Below are 22348 nucleotides of genomic sequence, written 5' to 3'. Positions count from 1 at the left end.
CCATGAAATCCATTTCCGTATACGTAATAGGATTCCCCTCAACATCGGTAGTGGGTAGGATTTTTCCTTTTCCTTCTCCCTTCCAAGGTTCATTATTAAAGACTCGACCCTCATTAGCGCCAGGGTAATGCGGAGGAGCTCCATCCTTCATAATCTTCTGCACAGCCTGTCCAAGATGTTCAGCAGTATCTTGAGGAATCTGCCCCTGATAATCCTCGCTCTTCACCACACGGTGGTGCTTCAAACCCTCCTCATCAAGCTGCATTGCAGTCTGCAAATCTGGCGCAAATCGCTCCTCGGCGTCTTTCCATAACGCAGGTTGAGGACGAGGACCCGGATCTTTCGGAGGCGCCTCAGTAAATTCTCTGCCCTCAAACTCAGCCTGCTTCTTACGGGCCTCGTATTCCTGTAAATTAGCCCTGTCGTCAAAGTAATTTTTCTCAGCCTCTTTAAACTTTTCGTAATCGTAATAGTCAGTGCGTGGGCGTCCTTTCTTATCCTTCCCCCTCCACTCTTTACGACGAACACCCTCCAGCCTCTCATCCAGATGAGTCTGCACATCCCGCATCGAAACCGTCTGCTCCTCAGCGGCACCAGCGCCCCTTGCCGGAGGCAGGTTCTCAACCTTTGGCTCCTCCACAGGTTTCAGCTGCACATTGGGTTCGTCTACTGCTCCTGATGTCCTGTGATCGAGAGATCCGGTATGGGTAGGTTTGGGCCCGTTGGGTATGTCTATCTGATGTGGGCTATTGTGCGGCGTGGGGTGCACTTTGGGCACTACGTGCTCGATGCCCAGCAGGCTGGTGCGCGTCCATGTGGCAATGCGGTCTTGGATTCCGTTGATGCGGGTTTTGACGGCATTAACGGTGTTTTGGGTTTTAATGACAACAGGGGACGTCTTAACCCGATCAACCGTTCTGGAGATAACGGGGACTTTCATCGCCTGGTTGCCGGTGGCGCGTGCTACGGGCGGCCCGGCTTTGAAGAGCATCCCTATGAGTGCGGCTGTGAGTGCTTCTTTCCCGCCTTCCTGAAGGGCGTAAGCCTGCACTTTATCCCAGTCGATATTGCCGTCGGGGGTGTGGAAATCCATGCCATCAGCGGCACCGTTGGCGGCACCAGAAATAAAACCAACACCGCCGGCCAAGAGGATACTTGTCGGCGCTATGAACAGGGAACCAATAACACCTACAAGAGCCAGAAGGCGCAGACTCTGCTGCACGAAACGTTCGCCTTCTTGGCTCTGATACTTACGGTAATCTGCAACCGTCATAGGGCGCTCACCCCGAGGGTCCACATACTCCAGCGGATTATTGCCTGCATATGCGTAAACGTCAGCAAACCAGGATGAACCAGCTATTGCGGCCTTCGGGTCTGTTGAGAGGAAACGACGTGAAGGGCTGTCATAGACGCGAGCGCCTAGCATATCTAGACCGGCTACGCGTAGCGACCCTGCACCCGTGAACTCGAAACCGGTGGGCAGCCCGGGCACCGGGGTAGCGCTTGCAGAAGGTACGCCCCAGTCCGTTGACAGTCCGGGTGTGCTACCTAATGCCGAATCGAAGGTGCTGCCGGTCAATCCGGGGACGTTGAGGGTATGCCAAGGCATCATTCCGCCGGGTATACCCGCCTGCGAAAAGCCGCCGTCAGAGCTGGGCGCGCTCGTTGCCCCAGCACCCAGAAGATGCGGAATATCCGACCTGGCATCCCACATGAGAGGCACTGTAATGCCCTCACCATCAGAAACAGCGGATACCTCACCCACCGCATCAGAAATCAGTGAAGTGCGTGAAATACCTACACGTGAGGAAACAGAGTCTGTTACCGATGTCAGACCGCCGTAGGCACCCCAGCTATATCTGCGAGAGTATGAGGTGCCGGTGAGCTTATCGGTCGTGACTTCACCACTACGTTCGCCTGCCAGGTTGTAGGTGTATTCCGTGATGGTATGAGCGGCAAGCTCCCCAGCGTCGCCCCGTGCACCTGCGTATGCGCGAGCCTCAACGGTGACTAACTGGTTCGCTTCGTTATGGGTGAAGATACGCTCACCCTCCAGAATACGAGAACCTGCAGCCGTGCGTTCAGACCCGTTAGAACTATCGAGAGTAAAGACGCGCTCGCGCATCATGACTCCGGCCGTGTACTCCCACTCCCACACGTGGGATGCTGAACGGGCGCCCACAAGCTGCCCGGCATCGTCATAGGAGTACAGAACAAGACCATCCGGTGAAGTATCAGATCCCGTTGAATCCAACCCAATCACACGGCCGTTATGGTCACGGATCACTTGTGTGCGTTCAAGAACCTTTGATTCTTCAAACCCTCGAACATCGGCGAGTACCTGTTCCCGCACATAGTCTGAGATTAGCCCGGTAGTGCGCTCGTGCGTCCAGGAAGACACCATATCTCCCACCCGAATCCGCGTGAGACGTCCCAGAGGATCGTAGGAGAATACTGAAGAGATAACATCATGAGCGGGCTGTCCCGTGGCGTGTGTTGTTACAGCTACCGTTCGACCGGCACCATCTACGGTACGTGTAGATTTTGCGTAAGGGGTTACTGACGTGATCAGATAACCATCGGCATCATACGAGTACGTCAGCGTATATGCGCCGGTTTTGATAAAGGTATTCAAAGCGTGAAGACGCTCGTGTATATCATCGTCTGCATGAGCGTTGCTTTGCTCGTCCGATCTTAGGAATCCTGAACGGCTGCGAGAGATCAGACGGTCGGAGGAATCATAGACAAAACGATGCTCAAGGTACGGCTTTTCGGTGCCAGCAAAGGCGGAAGAATCGCGGTTCCGGAGTGCAGAAGCAGAGGCGTAGTCACGCACCGTCACGGTTCGATGACCAATAGATGATGCTCCGGGGGAGTACGAATACTCCGCCGCGCACACACCATTGACGCTCAAAGACGCGAGCAGACCGCCACCCTGATAGTCGTAGGAGTATGCACGGGTCCGCTCACCATTATTTTCAGACAGCAGACGACCTGCGGCATCGTAGGTGTACGTAGATGTTATCTCTGCCGTAGAACCCGCGCCCTTAACGGTGCGGATAAGCTGACCTGCGGCGTCATAAATATACGTGGTGACCTGGCCTGTCGCATCTAGGGTGCGCACCATCTGCCCAGCAGCGTCATACTCGAAATGGGTGCGGTACCCTAAGGCATCTACAGCAGTCACTAGCTGACCGGCTGCATCATAGATGAATCTGCGGTTACCAGCGCTGTTGTCACTCATGCGGATCAGGCGTGAGCACCGGTCGTATGCATACGTTGCAGTGCGAGCCCCATGCTGCACCCGTACAATCCGGCCAAGGGCATCATACGTCGTATGTTCAGTTGTGCCGTCAGGATAGGTTCGGGCAATAATTTGAGATGCGGCGTCGTAGGTTAGCGTTGTGTACGCCCAAGCGGTAGGCTCTTCCCACTCCACGTTCTCACCCACCGTCGGCTTCTGCTCGGGCACGCTTAGCCCCACGCCCATGCGCCGCAGACGCCCAGCTTGATCATAGTCGAATGTTTGGGTACGTCCCGCCGCAGAAACCTCGCGTATCAGCCGATTTGCCGCATCGTAGGTGCGGCGGGTGAGCCCGCCATGAGCATCAAGAGTTTCAACAGGATTGCCTGCGGCATCATAGGTTGTAAACTCGGTAACAGTTTCGCTGCTTCTTGGGGATGCACTCGGTGACTTTGAGATTTGAGATGCACGTCTAACCGGCTGCGAAGAAGCGAAATTTTGGGTATTGTTCTCGCCCTCAATAATCACCCGTCCCAGATAATCGACGTGACGGAATGAAGAACCGAGTATTCCGCCGGAGGATGTAGTTTCTTTGCCCGTTCTACGGTCTACAGCGCGGTGCGTAACAACACCGGTAGCATCCGCAATCTGGCTGATTTCGCCAGCCAAGTCGTAGTCAAACTCACTCCGGGCACCCAGAGGATCTGTCACCGCAATAAGTTGTGACAGGCCGTCGTATTCATAGTTGGTTACGGCACCGAGGGCATTAATAGTCTTGACCATGTTGCCCCAGGCATCAAATACTGCGCGGTTGGTACGACCCAGTGGATCCGTGACAGCGGTGAGCTGGTTGCCGTTATTGTACTCAAAGTGCGTGACATGACCGTAAGGATCTGTCAAAGAAACGGGCAGCTGACCCATAGGGCGCGATGTATTGTGTACACGGTGAGTGTCGCTTGAAGTGAGGTTTTGGCGAACAAAAGCAGGAATATCTAGCTCTTCGGGAGCAAGTTCAGGGTACGTGAGGGACCAGCGTGAACCGGCAGCATCCGTAACCGAGGCGATTTGCCCGGCGGAGTTCCAATGGGTAGAGGTTACGTGACCTAGAGCATCCCTAACCTGCACTATTCGACCATGTTTGTCGTACTCTAGATGGACTGTATCGCCAACACCGTTTGTTATGCTGATCAGCTCTTGACGTGCGTTATAGGTGTATGTGGTATGTACACCGGTGGGGTCAGTAACGCTCAGAAGGTTGCCGTACTCATCCCAGCTGTATTCTGTAGTATGTCCGTTCCCATCAGTCATAGTGATGGGGTTTGGGTTTGCGCCTGTTGATTCGTAGGTATATGACACTACCACGGGATCACCTGGGTTGAGCCGATCACGGAAATCACATACAGAGGTCGTGAGCAGGCGGTTATGTTCGTCCCAGGTGTACTTAGACAGTGCACCCTCGGGGGTAAGCTGTTTCGCTAAACGGCTGTAAGAGTCGTAGGAACGGCTTATCGTAGAGCCATCGCGTTCAGTGACGCTGATGCGGTTGCCGAATTTATCGTAGCGCATGACTTGGCGGCTGCCATCAGCAGCCGTCATAGAGCTAAGACGTCCGCGTTCATCCGAGCGCCAAATATTAGAGCTGTCGCCGGTTATCGCGTCAGCAACAATCGTCATAATGCCCGGAGCATAGACGAAAGACACTTCACGGGAATGTTCTGTCAGCTGGTGGACCACGCGTCCTTGACCGTCATAGGTATTAGTGACTTCACGGTGGCCGTTCACGTCCCAGACTTCTTCAATCAGGCGCTTAGCGTTATGGGTGTAACGACGAATACCGTCGGGACGGTTAACCGCTGCTAGCAGATCATCATCGTCGTAAATGTAGGTGACGGTATCAAGTATCTGCACATCATGATCTATAAGGTAGGTGCTGGCAGAGTCAGGGCGAATACGGTTATCACGGGGTGAGCTGCCGTAGCGTATCTGAAGACCTCGACCTGAGGCCGGGTGAATGATGTCAGTTAGCTCTAACGCACCCGTTGCGGAATCCGATGAGTAAAGAGGCAGTGTTAAGGTTGCATAATGCCCCTCCATCACGCCTGTCCAGGCACCAGAAGGGTCGTAGAAGTATCGAACATGCTTGGAATTGTAAACAACCCAATAATATGCGGGTGTAGTAGGTGCGCTGACCTTGCGCCCAGCATTCTCTGCCGTCTTGATTGCTTTTGTCGTCGCTGTGGAAACATAGCTGTAAAGCTCGTCGCCGGGAACAGTTTTGCTAAGCCAATACGATTCGGAAGGAACACGACCAAAACCGTCACCCATACGAGGGAATGCAAGAGCCCGACCATCAGGCGTGTGCCATACAGCGCCCGTGTTACTCAACGTAAGTTGAGTATCAAGCGTAGAAGACCAACCGAGACCAAAGATGCCCGAAGGGGCTTCTTCGGGATAGGTAACGGCAACGCTGTTGTACATACGTTCAAGCTTGATGAGCGATGCCGCAGGAGCATGCTCGAAGGAGAGATCACACTCATGCTCAATGAAATTCCCTGTGGCAACATTTACGGGATCAAGCGCATATCCCGCTGAGTATACCGCGCCGGTTATTGTCGCACGAGAAACGTCAATACTCGGACGATCTGTAGAAATTTTCTGTTCCTTCAGATAATTCCGGATATACCCCGTATTAAGGTACTGCGGATAATCCAAAAAATCTGCTTCAGAATAAATAGGGCCTAACATTCCTTGAGAACCAGCCGTCGCGAAAGCTTCCGCAACAGTGAGAATCCAACGAACATCAGATTGGTTGGCATCAACCCATTTTGCGATCGAGTTAAAAAGGCTTACGGCATCAAAAACACCCCATGATGTATGCTCAGCGAAAGAGCTGTAGCATTTGGTGATATTGGAGTAAAGCTCAGCAATTCTTTGATCTGACTTAGAGTTCTTTTGCGCAAATGTCACGAGGTTGCCGGGAATAGCCGAGGTAGTCTCGGTAGCATCCTGGGCGGCGTCCCGAGCTCTCTTTTCGGCGCGATGCGTACGGTTGCGCCCAATAACCTCTGCATTTCTGCCCGTATTACGGGATTTGATAATCGGGGCGCGTTCGTCGAACTTGGGACCTTCGTTATCTAGATTAGGCTGTGGTTGGGGAGGGTAATGAGCAGCGGGATCTTTCTGAAAACTTATAAATGTATTTCGATTATCATTTTCAATGTTATCTCTGATCTTCCGTTTTTCTTCCTCCCAGTTTGCCATAGCCTCACGGAATTTTTTACGATTCTCATTTTCTTGGTGTGCAGCATCAATATACTTCTGCAGGTCGGTAGCGGCATCGCCCAGGGCTGTAATCAGGTTTTTACATTCAGAGATGGAATATTTACAGTTCTGATCAAAAACTCGTGCGAAATGTCCTTTAAACTCACGTTGGGCTATGCCAATATACCGCTGCCGTTCCGGAAGCTGTATTTCTAACTTCCTTTTTAAATATCTGAATATACTGAGCAGAATATCGGCATGATTAAAATCGAACTCAACATCACGCTCTAGAACGTGCATGTTGTCGTATTCGCCCATAGTTTATGTATCTTCCGTGATGCGTGGCTGGAAACTATGCTGAACCTAAGTGAAAGGTTGAAGCTCAACTTATGTTACCAGATGTGAACCCCCGATATGAGCACATCCTGTAGGGGTCTGAGGCGTTGCATGAGCCTGTCTAGTCATCTGGAATACTTGAGCCCCTCGAAAGTTTTCGAGGGGGCTCAAAACTCGCGCACTTCCATGCGCATGAACCGCGAAAGTTCTGGTGCTAATCAATAACCGGGCGGATGGTCTCAACCGAGACGATACCACCGTGCTCGGCGGTTGAGACCTGCAGGATTACCGCATCCCCTGGCTCCATATAGGGGTCTTCGGTGGGAAGAATTTTCGCCGAACCCTTCATGAGGTGGCCTTTAAGAGCTTTAAAAACCAGCGGAAAAACGGGGCGATGCGTGCATAGCAGCGAAGGAACTTCCTTTACGAACAGCGATTCGGTCACTTTTGCCGTGCGTTTAGGATGCCCTGCCGCGCCGCTCTCTGAGAGGGACTTCTTCTCTTTGATCGCGATTGCATGGTCGTTCGCATAGGGCGCCACGGTCTGCATGCACCGCAGCCATGGAGACGAAAGCAAACGGGTGGGGGAGTATGCCTCCAGAAGGTGGCTATGCGCAAGCGCCTGGCGTTTACCGGTTCCCGCGAGCGGACGCTCGTCGTCGGCGGCAGTCCAGTTAGACCGTGGTTTTGCCTTGGCGTGCCGCATAATGACGACCGGGCGAGTGTGCAGAGTACCGGCTTTATGGTGAGCAACGAGCGCATCCAAAGGCTCGTGATCGGTGCTGTTGCTCAAGAGCTTGCGTGCCTCTTTGGGGGTTACCCAGCGGATTTCATCAACTTCGCCTTCGTCAGCGCGGGGATGCTCCCCCACGGGCAGCTGCGCGGCCCAGTAGAACACATCCTTGGGGCGCCCCGAGACCATATAGTTGGTGACCGCCAGCGGCACGCCGAGGGTTATTCTGAGGGTGACTTCTTCGCCTACCTCACGAATGGCGGTTTCAACGAGTGATTCGCCCGCATCCTGTTTGCCTTTGGGCCAAGACCAGTCGTTATAGCGGGGCCGGTGAATCATGAGCACCTCAAGTTTTTCCCCGTGCAAGCGCCAGACGAGGGCACCTGCGGCAACGACAGGCGCTGTGTTTTCGCGGGTGCGGGTGATGGCGAGTGAATTATCGTATACGTGGGCGGAATAGTACGTTGATTCGGTGGTCACGGGATCCTCTATGAGCTGGTAGTGATGATGCGGTGTACTCCCATTCTAGGGGAAAAATCTTCAGAGGCGTCACCGTCCCGTAACCTTGTGTTCACCTTCGTAGTAAAAATCCGAATGTTACGTGGCTTGGCGCCCTGTGGAGCGCAATTATGGGCATATAGTGTGGCTTTCAGACCGAAAATTCGCATAGTGCTACTTTTCGGTCTGAAAGCCACCTGTATACAGAAGTTACGGAAAGGGAAAACCGCTAAATCTTGTCGTGGTTCTTCCGGGAGCGCGAGCGCAGGTAATAGGACTGCACGTCGCGCAGCGGGTTGCCGTCGGCATCGGTATCGAAACGCTTCCACGTGCCGTCACCCGAGAGGTGCCAGGTGCGGGATTCGTCGCTCATGTAGACCGTGAACATATCGAGCAGGTACTTGATATGGCGGGGGTCTTTGACCCTTACGAGCGCCTCGATGCGGCGATCGAGGTTGCGGTGCATCATATCGGCAGACCCGATATAGACGATGGGTTCGCCCGCATTCTCAAACGCGAAGATGCGCGAGTGCTCCAGAAAGCGCCCAAGCACCGAACGCACCCGGATATTCTCGCTGAGTCCGGGTACACCGGGGCGCAGGGCGCAAATACCGCGCACGACCACATCGACGGGAACCCCTGCCTGAGAGGCGCGATAGAGAGAGTCGATAATCGCCTCGTCCACCATGGAGTTGCACTTGATCTGGATGCGCGCCTCTTTACCCGCCTTATGGTTCTCAATTTCGCGGTTGATGCACTCGATGAGCCCACTGCGCAGCGAACGCGGGGCGACGAGTAGCGATTTGTAAGTGGTTTTCGGTGCGTACCCGGAGAGCTGGTTGAACAGGCGCGAGACGTCCTCACAAATCTGCTCGTCACAGGTGATAATGCCGAGGTCTTCGTAGAACCGTGCGGTGGAAGGGTGGTAGTTGCCAGTGCCGATGTGCGCGTAACGGCGCAGCTGGTTGCCTTCGCGGCGCACTACCAAGGAGAGCTTGCAGTGGGTTTTCAGTCCGACCAGACCGTAGACCACGTGCACGCCCGCGCGTTCGAGTTTGCGCGCCCAGGAGATATTAGCTTCCTCGTCAAACCGCGCTTTAATCTCAACGAGTGCGACAACCTGTTTGCCTGCCTCAGCGGCTTCGATCAGCGCATCGACAATGGGGGAGTCGCCGCTGGTACGGTAGAGGGTCTGCTTGATAGCCTGTACCTTCGGGTCGGCCGCCGCTTGCGCAAGAAACGCCTGCACACTGGTGGCGAAGGAATCGTAGGGGTGGTGCAGAAGCACATCGTGATCGCGGGTTGCGGCAAACACATCCGCTTCTTTGGCGGTTTCGGCGGCGTTGAGCCAGCGGGAGGTATGCGCAATATGCTTGGGGTAGTGTAGGGCAGGACGGTTAGCGCGCACGATCGCGCCCATACCGCGCAGATCCAGTGGCGCGGGGAGCTTATATACTTCGGAGTCGTCGATATTGAGCTCAGAAATGAGCAGGTCGAGGATCGTGGGGTTGATCGTATCTTCAACCTCAAGACGCACGGGCGGACCGAAACGGCGGCGCAGCAGCTCCTTTTCGAGGGCCTGCAGCAGGTTCTCGGCATCGTCCTCTTCAACCTCAAGGTCTTCGTTACGGGTTACGCGGAAGACATGGTGCTCAACAACCTCCATGCCGGGGAAGAGCGTGTCAAGGTGCTCTGCAATGATAACCTCTAGCGGAATATAGCGGGATTCCTTGCCGGTCGTGTTGGCGGCGCGGGGACCATCCACCGAAATCATGCGGTCAAGCTGATCGGGCACCTTCACACGCGCGAAAAGTTCCTTGCCGGTCTGCGGGTTGCGCACCAGCACCGCAAGGTTCAGTGAAAGCCCCGAAATATAGGGGAAGGGGTGCGCCGGGTCTACCGCGAGCGGCGTGAGGATCGGGAAAATATCGCGCAGGAATTCTTGGCGCAAACGGGTTTTAGCGTCTGCATCCAAGTCATCCCAGCCCACAATATGAATGTTCTGTTTTTTCAGTTCGGGAAGTATCTGCTCATGGAATACCTGGGCATGGCGCTTCTGCAGGCTGTGAGCGGCGGTCGAGATCGCCTCCATCTGTTCGTCAGGGCTCAAACCTGCGGCGGAAGGTACCGCCAGCCCGGTAGCGATGCGGCGCTTGAGCCCCGCCACGCGCACCATAAAGAACTCGTCAAGGTTCGAGGCAACGATAGACAGAAAATTCAGGCGCTCCAGCAGGTATAAATCAGGGTCTTCGGCGAGCTCCAGCACCCGGGAATTAAAATCGAGCCAGCTGCTTTCGCGGTCGAGAAAACGCTCGGCGCCAAAATCGCCTTCGATATTGGGTAGATCGAGTTTTTCTCCCGCTTCAATGCGGTCGGCACGGGTATCGGCACGCTCAATCTTCGAGATATCGTTTCCGATGTGAATCAACCCGGTCATCGGTGCCGGTTCGGTATTCTTTTTGGTATGCGGGTGGGGTGCCACAGGCTATTCCTTACTATGTTGAGGGACTAAGTTTACGATGCGCCGCTCGTCATCGAGCACAACGCAGAAAGAACGTTCGGTATGGGTGTGAGCCGGTAAAGGATCCGCGCCCCACCCCGAATAAACGCTAGATGCTGCCGGTCGAGATAACCGCCGTGGTAACAGCGGAGAGCACGCCCGCATCCACACCGTTAGACGAACTCTTGCCGGACCCGCGTTCGGGGGCATACATGCGATCCACGGTCGCAACTGCGAATCCTAACGATTCATAGAGCTTCAACGCAGGGGCGTTATCGGCGTCCACATACAGCTCGATCGCGTGCAGAGGCTCGCCGTTTTCGTCGGATGCAAGCGCCAAATACGCCAGGGCACGCAGGGTCACAGTGCGCCCCAGACCGCTACCCTGGGCGTTTGGACTGACCCCCACCACATAAATCTCACCCGCAGGCACCAGATCGTCGAGCGGCTGCCCCGGCTCGGTCTGAGCGGTGGGAATTTTTGTCCACGTAAACGCCGCAATATTATGCGGGTCTTCCCGCTCGGAGATGAGAAAGAACCCCTCCGGGCGGAACCAGTCGCTGCTGGTGCGCTCGCGTAAGTCCGCGAGAGTCAGGCGACCTTGTTCGGGGTGCTCGGCGAAGGCTTCCGCGTTAACACGAAGCCAGGGGTTTTCGTCGGCGGGGGTGAAGGTGCGCAACTCAAGCGAGTCGGGCAGGGTGCGCGCATCCGAGAGCTCGGCAAGATTCTCACGGGTTTGCTCGTCAAGCGGAAGTACCATTTTGTACAGCACGCGTACCGGGGTGAAACCTGCGGCTTCGGCGAGCTCATTGGCGGGACTCTCAATACCGGTGTCGGTTGCGCTTCCGTGTACCCAGAGGTTGTAGTTGGCGGCCTCGCTTCCTAGATCCTGAATAACGCGAGTGAAGAAGGCGGGACCGAGCCCCTGCCCGCGCATCTGCGGGTGAACGGCTGCCTCAAGTACACCGGGCTCGTCAGAGTCTTCGGGGGAGGGAACGGCAACGAGCACAGCCTGTAACTCGGAATTATCGGCGGCCGGAGTGAATGCGAAAACTTGCGGTTTAACCAGACTCTCACCGCGCACCGCTTTCGAGAGCTCCACCAGAGTTTGTTCGGAGAAAGCCGGGGTGCCGTCGTGCTTCTGTACGGCGCGTGCGAACTGCGTGAAATGCTCTAGAAGCTCAGCATTGAGGGGCATATTTTCGTAGTGCCCAGAGTCGAGGGTGAAGTTTTCGGGTGATGCCGCCATTCTCGCCTTCTTTCACATTGCCTACTGTTTAACTTTACCGGGTGAAAGCCTGCGTTTGAACCGGTTTGATGCAATAAGCGCAATCTTCGGCGCACCAGAAAAAGAAAAGTATTTCGCCGCGCCGTTAGTCTTCGGCAGAAGGATCATGATGGGTATTCTGCGCGTGGAACGAATACCCCACATTACGTACCGTGGTAATCATCTGTTCGTGCTCAGAACCGAGCTTTGAACGCAGTCGACGAACGTGTACATCGACCGTGCGCGTACCACCATAGTATGAATCGTAGCCCCAGACCTCCGAGAGTAGCTGCGCCCGCGAAAATACTCGCCCGGGATGCTGCGCCACAAACTTCAAAAGCTCAAATTCCTTGAAGGTCAGGTTGAGTGCTGCCCCGTTCAGATGCGCCGAATAGGTTTGTGCATCAATGACCAGATTGCCGATGCGGATAATCTGCTGGCTGCGATCGTCTGTATCTTTGAGCTCGGGTGCCGTAACCAACAGGCGCAGGCGAGCATCCATTTCGGAGGGCGAAGCCTGGTCCAGCACAATATCGTCCACCTGCCACGAGGCGGAAACAGCCGCCATTCCGCCCTCGGTCAGGACAATCATGAGCGGGATGGTGATCCCCGCGGTCTTCAAAAGCTGGGCGGTATTGCGTGCTTTGAGCAGATTTTGGCGCGCATCTAGAATAACAATATCGTGTTCCGTGCCGATAGTACTCAGGGGCGAATCGAGGGGAAGCTCGATCACACGGTGGCTGAGCAGGCTGAGGGCAGGAATGAGTTCTTGCGCTCGTGGCGCATCGCTCAGTAACGCAATGCGGTACATACACCCTCCTGAATCTGCAATCCTTACTCGCACGGTTTTGTACTATTTTACTCATGCCTTTGTGTGCTCTTCGGGCACAGTACCTTCAACGGCGCTAAAACACGCAGCAGCGGTGCGCGTTAAAGTTATTTTTACCCAGGAGAGAGCGCCGTGATCCGTGCTTTAGTTCAGCTATCTATGGTATTTTTAAGGCATGGACAACATCTTGTACTTAGAGATCTTCTTCATCTGTTTGATGGCTCTCATCTCGGTATGCATCGCCGTTGGTGCATACGCAGTACTTAAGGGTCTCTTCGCAGGGCAGAAGTAGAGCGTAAAATTTTTTGAGCCGAGGAAGGCTCACGGTGCCCCCGGTTAACGCTGAGGCACTCCGGGTGGGGTGCGCAGACAGTGCCGGGGGCTTTTGAATGCGCAGCTCTCGTGCATCCCAGCCTATGGCGAAATAGCCCACGTTTTGAACTGCTGGACACAGAAAACCCCTAGAATAGGGGAATGGCAATTGAAATTCCAACCAACCTAACCCCTGAGCTCGTTCCCTTCGCATGGCTTCTGGGTACCTGGGAAGGTACCGGAACCATGTGGTACGAAGGACAAGAGAACACCCCCTTCGGGCAGATTATTAACTTCACACAAGACGGCCTGCCGTACCTTGAATACCGCGCCGAGTCTTTCCTGCTCGACGATAACGGGCAAAAGCTGCGCCCTATCACCATCGAAACCGGCTTCTGGCAGATCGACCGTCCTCTCACGGATGCTGACGGCGGGTTCGGGCTGGTGCCCAAAGATATCGTCCCCGCTTTTGCCGATGCGGAATCGGTTGAAACTCTGCGCAACGAAGACGACGGGTTCAACTTGATCGCCACCATTGCGCACCCCGGCGGCATCAGCGAAAACTACGTAGGCATGATTAAGGGACCGGTTGTGCGCATGCAGACCGGTAACCTGCTGCGCGACGAAATATCGCACGACTACGCCGGATCCGTGCGCCTGTGGGGGCTGGTGAACGGCAACCTCATGTGGGATTGGGAAATCGCCGACCAGGAAGGCAACCTGCACAAGCACGCCTCGGCGGAACTGCGCAAAACCTCATCCATGAGCGGCGATTCGCTGGGCACAGGCATGTTCGGTTCCCTCGACGACGGTACAGAAGAAGGCTCAGCCGAAAACTAGGACTACTCCACGCAGAGTAAAACCCGCATACCCGCCGTTCCGCTGCGGTGTGCGGGTTTTGCAGACCGTCTGGCCGCCACTCACGATAAAAAACAGCACGAGAGGAACATCATGAGCACCGCCGAAAATACCGCCGCCGATGCGCCCGAATACACCCCTATACTCAGCCCCCTCCTGCAGGTGCACGGTGCCTTCGCCGCAGACGGCCCGGATGCGGGCATCGCGGCGCATTACGGTAATCCCCTCGCCGAACAGCGTGCTTTAGTCCGCGACCGTGGAGCCACAACGGGGGAACCCGTGGTTGTGGACCGTTCCTCTCTTGGCGTCGTGAGGGTCTCCGGCCCCGACCGCGCCAGCTGGCTCACCTCCCTCGCATCCCAGATTTTGACCGACATGAACCCGGGGGACAGCCGCGAATTTTTACTACTCTCCCCGCAGGGACGCATCGAATATGCACCCGCCGCCGTCGAGGACGGGCAGGCGCTCTGGCTCATCGTCGAGGGTGCACAGGCGGAGCCGCTGACCGACTACCTGAACCGCATGAAGTTCATGCTTCGCGTCGATATTGAGAATATGAGCGGAGAGTACGCCGTTATCGAGACCGCCCGAAACCCGCGCGGGGAACAGGGTGCTATCCATCCGGTCTTTGCGGATGCGCTGATCTGGCGTGACCCGTGGACGGTACTCGTCGAAGGCGGCTACCATTACAGCGCAACGCCTGATGCGCATCCCGGTACCGACTACGAACGGTACCTGAGCATTATTCCCCGCGATAAGCTCACCACCCTCACGGAAGGCGCTCAGCTGGCGGGTGTCTGGGCGGCGGAGGCGCTGCGCATCGAAGCCTGGCGCCCGCGCGCAGGTACCGAAATCGACAATAAAACCATTCCGCAAGAGCTGGACTACACCCGCACCGCCGTGCACTTCGAGAAGGGATGCTACAAGGGACAAGAAACCGTCGCGCGTGTGCACAACCTGGGACACCCGCCGCGCCGCCTGGTCTTTCTCGACCTTGACGGCTCTGAGCACACCCTGCCCGCAGCGGGCAGCGAACTCTTCGTAGAGGGCAAGCCCCGTGCGGTGGGGCGCATAACCTCGGTGGCGCTGCATCACGAGGCGGGCCCCATAGCGCTCGCCGTCATCAAGCGGGCCGTGGACCCTGCGGCACCTCTGCGTGCGGTAGCTACCGGTGAGGCTTCAACCGATGAATCTTCAGCCTCTGCGACCGAATATGCCGCAGCACAGACCCTCATCGTTTCTCCCGAGGCTGGTGAAATCGCCCGCAAATCCCTTGCGGGGCAAGACTTCCTCAAGCGCTAACGAACATGCGAGCACAGAAAACGCGGGTGCCCGGCCAGAAACACTCTGACCGGGCACCCGCTGCGTTCTGTCTGTGATAGGCGGACTACCGCCGAACCCTTAGCGGCCGAAGAGAACCGCAGCCTCGTCCCAGCGCTCGCGAGGTACCGCCTTGAGACCGTCCAGAGCTTCTTCAAGAGGTACGTACTTGATTTCGGTGCCCTGAACCGAGACCATCATGCCCCACTTCTTTTCGTGCACCATATCGACGGCGCCCATACCCAGACGGGTTGCCAGCACGCGGTCGTAGCCGGTGGGTGCGCCGCCGCGCTGAATATGGCCCAGAATAGTGTTGCGGGTTTCGATGCCGGTGCGTTCCTCAATCTCCTGGGTGAGGTATTCACCGATACCGCCCAGGCGGGGGCGACCGTCCTTTTCCGTGCCCTTATTGGCTAGAACCTCGTCAAAGCCTTCGGGAATGAAACCCTCGGCAACCACGACAAGCGGGGAACGGCCGCGATCGTGTACTTCTTTCACCCAGTGGCAGATTTCGTCCATTGAAACCTTGACTTCGGGAATCAGAATAGCGTGCGCGCCTGCAGCCATGCCGGAGTGCAGTGCGATCCAGCCTACGTGGCGGCCCATCACTTCGGCGACCATGCAGCGGTGATGCGATTCGCCGGTAGTGCGGATGCGGTCCATAGCCTCGGTCGCAATAGAAACAGCGGTGTCAAAACCGAAAGTGTAGTCGGTGGCGCGCAGATCGTTATCAATGGTCTTGGGGACACCGATGACGGGTAGGCCCGCATCCGCCAGACGTTTGGCGCCTGCAAGAGTGCCTTCACCGCCGATGGCGACAATGGCGTCAATCCCGTGGCGTTCCATCATAATTTCGATGTTTTCGGGTCCGCCGTTAGGTCCATCAAAGGGGTTGGTGCGCGAGGTGCCGATAATAGTGCCGCCGCGGGACGCCAAACCGCGTACCTTCTGCCGCGGAAGATCCATGAAGTCGCCTTCGACTACGCCACGCCACCCGTCACGAAAACCGACGAATTCGTAGCCGTACTTCTTGACACCGTTGAGAACTGCGCCGCGGATAACGGCATTGAGACCGGGGCAGTCGCCTCCGGAGGTAAGCAGACCGATTTTCATGATGGCTCCTTATGTCTGCGCGTGTTGGGTGTTCTGCGCGTGGGTAAAAATATGGTCTCCGCCAGCGTCGTGCAATGGATGCGCGAGCTCGGGAGACCATCCTCTTAGATACTATTTTAGCCGCGTTTGGGTTATGTGGGTAGCTGTGGAATTACCTGTGTTTTGCCACGAAACGGCATTAAAGTTCAGGTTTTAAATACTCAAAGCGCGGAAAAGCGTCTTATCGGGAGAGAACCATATGTGCGGTGGTAGCTCAATGCTGCCGAGAGAGTGTGTGGTATCTGGGGTGTAACCCAGAAAAGCAAGACATTAGGCAAGAAAGCCGTTTCTCTGTTCGCTCCATGGGATAACCAAAGCTCGGGTAATAATCATGATCGTGAGAGTTGAGCCCCTCAGCCTGAACCCCCTAAGCATATGCGAGGCACCCGCCGGACTTTGCGTACAAGTCAGAACGGGTGCCTCTGCATGAGATGTATGCGGTGCGACCAGAAGTGCTTAACTACTCTCTTGAGGACTGCAAAAACGCCTAGGTTTAGCGTGCGGAACCGAGTAGCTTCTGCAGACGAGAGATACCCTCCATTAGGTCTTCATCGCTCAGCGCGTAGGAGAGGCGCAGATAACCGCTAGGGCCGAAGGCCTCACCGGGAACCACCGCAACCTCCGCCTCTTCGAGGATGAGCTCGGCGAGTTCGGCAGAGGTCTGGGGGTGTTTGCCCGCAATTTCTTTGCCGAGAAGCCCGCGCACATCCGGGTAGGCGTAGAAGGCGCCCTTGGGGCTAGGGCAGTGAACCCCATCGATCGCGTTTAGTCCGTCTACAATTTTGGTGCGGCGGCGGTTGAACGCGGCATGCATTTCCTCAACGTCATTCTGCGATCCGGTGAGAGCCTTTAGAGCCGCACGTTGCGCGATATTGTTCACGTTCGAGGTCAGGTGTGACTGAAGGTTGGAAGCCGCCTTGACTACATCTTCGGGCCCAATAAGCCAGCCCACGCGCCAACCGGTCATAGCGTAGGTTTTCGCCACGCCGTTGAGAATAACGCAGGTATCGGCAAGTTCGGGAACAACCTTGAGTATAGAAACGGAATCCATGCCGTCGTAGGTCAGGTGTTCGTAAATTTCATCGGTCAGCACAAAGACGCCTTTTTCAAGCGCCCACTGGCCGATCGCACGAGTCTCCTCCTCGGTGTACACCGCGCCGGTGGGGTTAGAAGGCGAGACAAAGATGAGCGCTTTCGTCGCTGGGGTGTATGCCGCCTCCAGCTGTTCGACGGTGACCTTATAGTCCTGGTCGCTTCCGGCAAAAACCTCGATCGGGTTGCCGCCAGCCAAACGGATGCACTCGGGGTAGGTTGTCCAGTACGGGGCGGGGAGCAGAACATCGTCGCCGTCATCGATCACGGTAGCGAAGGCTTCATAGACCGCCTGCTTACCACCGTTTGTAATAAGTACCTGAGAAGGATCGACCTTAACGCCGGAATCGCGCAGGGTTTTATCCGCGATAGCCTGTTTGAGCTCGGGTAGACCCGAGGCGGGGGAGTAGCGGAAGTTTTTAGGATCGTTGAGGGCTTCGCGGGCAGCATCAACAATATGTGCGGGCGTAGGAAAATCGGGTTCACCGGCACCGAAACCAATTACAGGACGTCCGGCTGCCTTGAGTGCTTTAGCTTTGGAATCGACGATAAGGGTTGCTGAGGGTGCGATTGCGCCGATACGGCTGGATATGCGCGCCATATGTGAATGTACTCGCTTTCATAGTTATTCCGCCGTGCGCCTTCGAGAGGGCTCTACGCGGCAGGCGGAATCGTGAAGTATCTCTCCTAAAGTGAAACTCGGCGGTGCGTGTGTGAGGCACGTCGAGCCCTTCTTATAAGCATAGAGAACATTGAGGGGGTGGAGAAAGTGTATGTGCAAGATTTTTTGAGTACGAAGCCTGAAAAGCACAAAATATTGCCTCTAATACTGTGTAGAAAGTTGCCAAAGACGCGAGGCTTAGGATAGAGTTATGTCAGCACCCCATGAGGGTGTTTTAGTTTGCCTCCTCGTGGGCCCACGGCTACGAGGCATTCGAGGATGTAAACACGTGGAGTAATCCACGACCGACGAAGTTTATGCTTCGAAGGGCGGTGGCTCAATTGGTAGAGCAGCGGTCTCCAAAACCGCAGGTTGCAGGTTCGAGTCCTGTCCGCCCTGCTAGTGCCTCGATGAAGTGTTCTGGCATCGTATAGGATGCGCAACTAGACGTAGAAAGGGGCAGCGAAAATGGCTAAAACTGCCACTGTGAAGACCACAGATACAGATATTTCTGATGACGTTCAACCTGGCGTCTTTGGTCGTATGTTCCGTTTCCTCCGCGAAGTTATCTCGGAGTTGAAAAAGGTTACCACCCCCACTCGCAAAGAACTCGCCATTTACTTCTTCGGCGTTCTTTTCTTTGTTGTTTTTATGATTTTGTTCATTTCGGGGCTTGACTGGGTTTTCGGTCAGGGATCCTTCTGGGTGTTCGGTAACGGAACTCTGTCACCTAATCAAGGCGGGCGATAGTCTTCATAAGGCGCATCCGCGCTTATACCCGTACTATTTATCGAGCCCCCGGTGCGGGGTTAGATTCACGATGTAAAGAAAGTAGGAGCGACGTGTCCGAACAGGAACAGGTACCCGAACTTGAAGAGACTGAGTCAGTCGAGGCTGCGGTTGATGCCGAGTCTGTTGAGGCAGAAACCGCCGATGCGCCTGTCGCTGCCGAGAACGCATCTGATGAGAGCGCTGTAAGCCCTCTCGAAGAGTTCAAAGCGAAGCTGCGCCGCCAGATTGGTGACTGGTACGTGGTGCACACCTACTCGGGTTACGAGAACAAGGTGAAGACCGGTATCGAGACCCGCATCCAGAACCTTGAGGCCGAGGACGAAATTTTCGAGGTTCAGGTTCCGATGGAAACCGTCGTCGAATACAAGAACACGGTCAAGAAGACTATTCGCCGCGTGCGTGTGCCCGGTTATGTGCTGGTGCGTATGGATCTGACCGACCACTCGTGGGGCGTGGTGCGCCACACTCCCGGTGTGACCGGTTTCGTGGGTCAGGATGCGTACAACCCGGTGCCGCTGCGCATGGATGAAGTTTTCGACATGCTCCTGCCCGTGTTCGAGGAAGAGCAACAGAGTAAGGGGCTTCCGACCCCGCAGCCCGTGGTGGAATCCGATTACACGGTGGGCGAGAACGTGCGCGTGAAGTCCGGCCCGTTCGAGGGTATGGATGCTACTATTTCCGAAATCAAGCCGGAGTCGCAGCAGGTCGTAACCCTGATCTCGGTCTTCGAGCGCGATACCCCGGTGACCCTGGAATTCAACCAGATCGAAAAGATCTAATCTTTCATTTTTCACCATAGAAAGGCTCTTTATTCAATATAAAGAGCCTTTCTTATATTTAAGAGAACTCTAAAAGTTTAGGATACTCACCGAATAAACGTTACATATCAGCATGATAAATTCCTTGCATCTGGACGGGTGAAATGGCAGGGTGGGTAGTGTCTGCCATAGAGAATACTCCCGCCTTGAAAATCGCTCGCCATGTGAGCGGACAGAGATAAGGAGAAATAGATGAGTTATGAGCTTTTGACGAACCGTAAAACCGAGAATCGTCATAAAAATTACCGCCAGGTCAACGATATTTTCTTCCTTGTTGTTCACTGGTGGGACGATAAAAAAGGACTGTCTTTTGATAGCAATGTGAATTTTTTGTGTAAGAATAACAATAAAGTTTCCGCACACTATGTTTCGGAGGGCGGTCGCGTAGCGCAGATCGCAGAAAACGAGGATGTAGCGCTTCATGCGGGTAACTGGAATATGAACGTTGCTTCAATCGGAGTCGAGAACCGTCCTGAGGCTGACTCCGATGACTTTGCGACCCTTGCCGAACTTATCGTAGATATTGAAACCAAGATTGGGCATACACTCTATATCATCGGACATCGGGATGTTGTCAGCAGGTTATGCCCCGGCGTGTACTATCCCCGCATTCCAGAGCTGATTAACCGTGTAAATACCATCAAGTCTCAGCGCGGAAACGCTCCCGCTCCTTTGACCGAAGAACAACGTGCAGATATGCTTTCTCGACTGCAGAACATTAAAAATAACCCCGGGTAGCTGTTATCGTGAGCGGTGGTGGAAGCCCCATTTTCAATGCTCACCGTGCTTTAGTCGTAACATCATGCTCATAGATACGAAGGTGTACCGTTGTCCGCAAAAACGGTACACCTTCGAGCTCTGTGATAACCAAGAGTTTTCCTGAACCTGCGTGCACTCCAAGCTAACCAGGTCAGGTGCGCACTTCGCCTCTGCACCCTAGAGAACGAGCCGTCGGCTAAAAGGCTCGTCGCAAGAAAATCCAGTGGATTTAAAGCTGCTTTAACGCTAGAATATTCGTTTGTGTATGCGCATGCTCACGCTTTCATGCGCCCGCACGGGTGACCGCGCCACGGTCACCGTCTGCTGGCGTACGCTCCTGTACGTCAGTTTCCCAGCTAAGAAAAGGACCCTAACATTGGCTCCCAAGAAGAAGGTCACCGGCCTTATTAAGCTGCAGATCCAGGCAGGCGCCGCTAACCCGGCTCCGCCCGTCGGCCCGGCACTGGGCTCGCACGGCGTGAACATCATGGAGTTCTGCAAGGCATACAACGCTGCTACCGAATCGCAGCGCGGTAACGTGATCCCCGTTGAAATTACCGTATACGAGGATCGTTCCTTCACCTTTATCACGAAGACCCCTCCAGCTGCTGAGCTTATCAAGAAGGCTGCTGGCGTTGCTAAGGGCTCGGCTGTTCCCCACACCACGAAGGTTGGTTCTATTACCGAGGCTCAGGCACGCGAAATTGCTGAGACCAAGATGCCCGACCTGAACGCGAACGACCTAGACGCCGCAACTAAGATCGTTGCCGGTACCGCTCGTTCCATGGGTATTACCGTCGAGTAATTAAGCCGTTTTCGGCACCGCGGTTTTCCGCATTTTAACTTGTAAATGCCCACGTTTGGGCGTGGGATGTGGCAGAGTCGAGCGCGGCTCACGAGACCACAACTGCATAAGGAGATAAGCAGATGGCAAAGCGCAGCAAGGCGTACAAGGCGGCTGAAGCCAAGATTGAAGAGGGCAAACTATACACCCCCGCTGAGGCAGTAGCCTTGGCGAAGGAGACTTCCTCCGCTAAAACTGATTCAACCGTTGAGGTAGCTCTGCGCCTCTCGGTTGACCCCCGTAAAGCCGATCAGATGGTTCGCGGCACCGTGAACCTTCCCCACGGCACCGGTAAGACTGCTCGCGTGGTTGTTATCGCAGCTGGCGATAAGGCAGCCGCAGCTGAGGCAGCGGGTGCTGACTTCGTGGGTTCGGACGAACTGATCGCTAAGATCGCTGGCGGCTGGACCGACTTCGATGCGGCAGTTGCAACCCCCGATATGATGGGCAAAGTTGGTCGCCTGGGTAAGGTTCTGGGTCCCCGTAACCTCATGCCGAACCCCAAGACCGGCACCGTGACCATGGACGTTGCGAAGGCTGTTGCAGACATCAAGGGTGGCAAGATCGACTTCCGCGTTGACCGCAACTCGAACCTGCACTTCATTATCGGCAAGGCATCCTTCTCCGCCGAGCAGCTGGAAGAGAACTTCAACACCGCTCTGGAAGAGATCAACCGTTTGAAGCCTTCCTCGGCTAAAGGACGCTACATCTCGAAGGCTACCGTTGCGACCACCTTCGGCCCCGGCATTCCGGTTGATCCCGCATCCGTAGTTTCGGCTGCAGCCTAAGGTTGGGATTCTAGGAAGCCTGTGGGCTTCTCAGATGTGAAAGAACCCGCCGCCCATGCGTACTGCACGCACGGGCAGCGGGTTTTCTTTATTCTGGCACCATATCCCACAAGATTTGTAGAAGAACCACCCAGCCTGAAGCAGGCTGGGTAACGAGCTAGAGGAACACGCTTCCGTTCCACTTTTTCGCTCCCATGGTATTTCCCAGCGGTTCTGCCGACATATCTATTCTGGATGAAGCCGCCGGGAATAAACGGAGCTTCTTTCCCCTTATGTTTCGTGGC

General features: G+C 55.3%; 14 protein-coding genes and 1 tRNA gene. 8 read left to right on the top strand and 7 right to left on the bottom strand.

The window, feature by feature from the left end:
- From HMPREF2804_RS04850 to HMPREF2804_RS04830, 5 genes are all read right to left on the bottom strand, one after another.
- Nucleotides 1–6823: DUF6531 domain-containing protein (locus HMPREF2804_RS04850; RefSeq protein WP_070627525.1), on the bottom strand; the 6823-nt coding region annotated here is incomplete at its 3' end.
- Between the two features lie 232 nt (nt 6824–7055).
- Complete coding sequence (locus tag HMPREF2804_RS04845) at nt 7056–8054, bottom strand: NUDIX hydrolase (protein WP_070627523.1); 999 nt, start codon at nt 8052–8054, stop codon at nt 7056–7058.
- A 247-nt stretch (nt 8055–8301) separates the two neighbouring features.
- A complete protein-coding gene (locus tag HMPREF2804_RS04840) occupies nt 8302–10509 on the bottom strand; it encodes an RNA degradosome polyphosphate kinase (protein ID WP_179958676.1) in 2208 nt (735 codons plus the stop codon).
- 172 nt (nt 10510–10681) lie between these two features.
- Nucleotides 10682–11770: a mycothiol synthase gene (gene mshD, locus HMPREF2804_RS04835; protein ID WP_246824170.1), complete on the bottom strand. Its 1089-nt coding sequence runs from the start codon at nt 11768–11770 to the stop codon at nt 10682–10684.
- 175 nt (nt 11771–11945) lie between these two features.
- Entirely contained in the window at nt 11946–12650 is a 705-nt protein-coding gene (locus HMPREF2804_RS04830; RefSeq protein ID WP_004005341.1) for a winged helix-turn-helix transcriptional regulator, read from the bottom strand.
- A 492-nt stretch (nt 12651–13142) separates the two neighbouring features.
- Between HMPREF2804_RS04830 and HMPREF2804_RS04825 the strand changes: the two genes are divergently transcribed.
- Nucleotides 13143–13820: a heme-binding beta-barrel domain-containing protein gene (locus HMPREF2804_RS04825; RefSeq protein WP_048751126.1), complete on the top strand. Its 678-nt coding sequence runs from the start codon at nt 13143–13145 to the stop codon at nt 13818–13820.
- Between the two features lie 111 nt (nt 13821–13931).
- Nucleotides 13932–15140: a CAF17-like 4Fe-4S cluster assembly/insertion protein YgfZ gene (locus tag HMPREF2804_RS04820; RefSeq protein ID WP_070627519.1), complete on the top strand. Its 1209-nt coding sequence runs from the start codon at nt 13932–13934 to the stop codon at nt 15138–15140.
- A 99-nt stretch (nt 15141–15239) separates the two neighbouring features.
- Here HMPREF2804_RS04820 and HMPREF2804_RS04815 read toward each other — a convergent pair whose 3' ends face one another.
- Together HMPREF2804_RS04815 and HMPREF2804_RS04810 are read right to left on the bottom strand one after the other, a co-directional pair.
- A complete protein-coding gene (locus HMPREF2804_RS04815) occupies nt 15240–16271 on the bottom strand; it encodes a 6-phosphofructokinase (protein WP_070627516.1) in 1032 nt (343 codons plus the stop codon).
- Between the two features lie 532 nt (nt 16272–16803).
- Nucleotides 16804–18003 carry a pyridoxal phosphate-dependent aminotransferase gene (locus HMPREF2804_RS04810; protein WP_070627514.1) on the bottom strand — a complete coding sequence of 400 codons (1200 nt, stop codon included), beginning with the start codon at nt 18001–18003 and terminating at the stop codon, nt 16804–16806.
- A gap of 386 nt (nt 18004–18389) precedes the next feature.
- Here HMPREF2804_RS04810 and HMPREF2804_RS04805 point away from each other — a divergent pair.
- From HMPREF2804_RS04805 to rplA, 6 genes are all read left to right on the top strand, one after another.
- A tRNA-Trp gene (locus HMPREF2804_RS04805) sits at nt 18390–18462 on the top strand.
- A gap of 69 nt (nt 18463–18531) precedes the next feature.
- On the top strand, nt 18532–18813 hold the full coding sequence (gene secE, locus HMPREF2804_RS04800; protein ID WP_004005336.1) for a preprotein translocase subunit SecE: 282 nt from the start codon (nt 18532–18534) through the stop codon (nt 18811–18813).
- A 92-nt stretch (nt 18814–18905) separates the two neighbouring features.
- Entirely contained in the window at nt 18906–19634 is a 729-nt protein-coding gene (gene nusG, locus HMPREF2804_RS04795) for a transcription termination/antitermination protein NusG (RefSeq protein ID WP_070534469.1), read from the top strand.
- Nucleotides 19635–19865: 231 nt separating this feature from the next.
- Nucleotides 19866–20411, top strand: a complete 546-nt coding sequence (locus HMPREF2804_RS04790; RefSeq protein WP_004005334.1) for a peptidoglycan recognition protein family protein — start codon at nt 19866–19868, stop codon at nt 20409–20411.
- Nucleotides 20412–20808: 397 nt separating this feature from the next.
- Nucleotides 20809–21237 carry a 50S ribosomal protein L11 gene (gene rplK / locus HMPREF2804_RS04785; protein ID WP_004005333.1) on the top strand — a complete coding sequence of 143 codons (429 nt, stop codon included), beginning with the start codon at nt 20809–20811 and terminating at the stop codon, nt 21235–21237.
- A gap of 122 nt (nt 21238–21359) precedes the next feature.
- Nucleotides 21360–22064 (top strand): 50S ribosomal protein L1, encoded by a 705-nt coding sequence (gene rplA / locus HMPREF2804_RS04780; RefSeq protein ID WP_013397650.1) that lies wholly within the window; start codon nt 21360–21362, stop codon nt 22062–22064.
- Nucleotides 22065–22348 lie beyond the last annotated feature (284 nt).

The sequence above is a fragment of the Rothia sp. HMSC065G12 genome, from assembly GCF_001811455.1.
Taxonomy (GTDB): Bacteria; Actinomycetota; Actinomycetes; order Actinomycetales; family Micrococcaceae; genus Rothia; species Rothia dentocariosa.
Note: the sequence above shows the minus strand (reverse complement) of the source record. Positions and strands in the feature narration are given on the sequence as shown.